This is a genomic window from Peptoniphilus sp. oral taxon 836 str. F0141 (assembly GCF_000179335.1).
Taxonomy (GTDB): domain Bacteria; phylum Bacillota; class Clostridia; order Tissierellales; family Peptoniphilaceae; genus Peptoniphilus_A; species Peptoniphilus_A lacrimalis.
Genome location: NZ_AEAA01000002.1, coordinates 1 through 1,496, shown reverse-complemented (window position 1 = coordinate 1,496; position 1,496 = coordinate 1). Strand labels below are relative to the sequence as shown.

At 27.5% G+C, this 1,496-nt stretch carries 3 protein-coding genes; all 3 read left to right on the top strand.

All coding sequences use genetic code 11. The features are described from left to right. The first annotated feature begins 72 nt into the window (after positions 1–72). Positions 73–660, top strand: a complete 588-nt coding sequence (locus HMPREF9131_RS00020; protein WP_004824039.1) for a 1-acyl-sn-glycerol-3-phosphate acyltransferase — start codon at positions 73–75, stop codon at positions 658–660. Further along, positions 626–796 (top strand): hypothetical protein, encoded by a 171-nt coding sequence (locus tag HMPREF9131_RS08915; RefSeq protein WP_369744389.1) that lies wholly within the window; start codon positions 626–628, stop codon positions 794–796. The genes HMPREF9131_RS00020 and HMPREF9131_RS08915 overlap by 35 nt, the downstream gene beginning before the upstream one ends. A 4-nt stretch (positions 797–800) precedes the next feature. Then, the coding region (ispH, locus tag HMPREF9131_RS00015; RefSeq protein ID WP_369744390.1) for a 4-hydroxy-3-methylbut-2-enyl diphosphate reductase at positions 801–1,496 on the top strand (696 nt) is incomplete at its 3' end.

The window sequence follows — 1,496 nt, the reverse complement described above, 5'->3', positions numbered from 1 at the left end:
ATTGTAATAGACTCCTCAAATTTAACTGCGGAAGAATCCATAGAAAAAATATTATCTTACATAAGGTGAAATATGTATAGGTTTTTAAAAATTATTTTATATGTTGTATTTAAACTACTTTATAGAGTTGAAATAGTTGGAATAGAAAATATACCCAAGGAAAATAATTTAATAGTAGCAGGCAATCACAAGAGCAATTTGGATCCAGTTTTTGTTTCTGTATTTTTTAAAAGACATATATATTGGATGGCAAAGAAAGAATTATTTAATAATAAATTATTCGGAGCATTTTTAAAAAAACTCGGAGCTTTTCCCGTTGCCAGAGAAGAAGTAGATATTAAAGCAATTAAAACTAGCCTTAGGCATATAAAAAACGGTCAAGTTTTAGGTATTTTTCCTGAGGGTACAAGAGTAAAGAAAAAAAATTTAGATATCATTAAACAGGGGACTGCTTTGATAGCACACAAATCTAAGGCTTTAATTCTTCCTTTATATATTGAAGGCAATTATATTCCATTTAAGAAAATGAAACTGATATATAGAAAACCTGTTGATTTATCTTCACTAGGAAAAATAAAAAATGAAGAATATGAATTAATATCAAAAGATATTATGAGAAGGGTTTATGGTGATAAAGAAATTGGAAATTTACCTAGCTGATTATGCTGGATTTTGTGGCGGTGTAAAAAGAGCATGTAAACTTGCTTTTGCTGCAGCTGATGAAGGCGTTTACTGTCTTGGAGATATAGTCCATAACGAAGTCGTAATAAATGATCTAAAAAGAAAAAAAAGTTAAGACAATTGAGAATACACAGGTATATAATTCTAAGGTAATTATTAGAAGCCATGGTGTACCCAAAGAAGATTTAGAAAAATTAAGATATAATAATAATGAAATAATTGATTGTGTTTGTCCAAAAGTTAAGAAAATATATAATATAGTGGAAAAATATTATAAAAAAGGTTATAATATTATAATTGTAGGTGATGAAAATCACCCTGAAGTTAAGGGAATAAATTCTTATTGCAATAACGAAGCTATAATATTTAATAAAGAAGAAGATTTGAAAGTACCTGTAGGTAAAACAATAGTGGTTGCTCAATCTACAAGTAATGAAAAAGTCTTTGATTATTTAACAAATCTTATAAAAAACATTTCAAAATCTGAAATTTTAGTTTATAATACTATATGTGATGCAACTTTTAATAGGCAAAATAGCATTAGAAAGCTTGCAAAAATTGTAGATGCTGTTATTGTATTGGGAGGAAAAAAATCTTCAAATACAAAAAAATTAGCAGAAGTAGCTAAGGAAAGTTGCAAAAATGTTTTTTTAATTCAGTCAATAAAAGATATTGATATAAATATATTAAAAAAATTTAATAAAATTGGTATTACCGCCGGGGCATCCACACCGGATAAGGTAATCAAGGAGGCTGTTAGTAGTATGGAAAATTTTGACAAAGGTGAGATGATGGAAGCCATAGATAATTCTTTC

Bases quoted from the DNA above. Each gene is read 5' to 3' on its own strand.
- HMPREF9131_RS08915 (WP_369744389.1), top strand. From the start codon at position 626: ATGGTGATAAAGAAATTGGAAATTTACCTAGCTGATTATGCTGGATTT.
- HMPREF9131_RS00020 (WP_004824039.1), top strand. From the start codon at position 73: ATGTATAGGTTTTTAAAAATTATTTTATATGTTGTATTTAAACTACTT.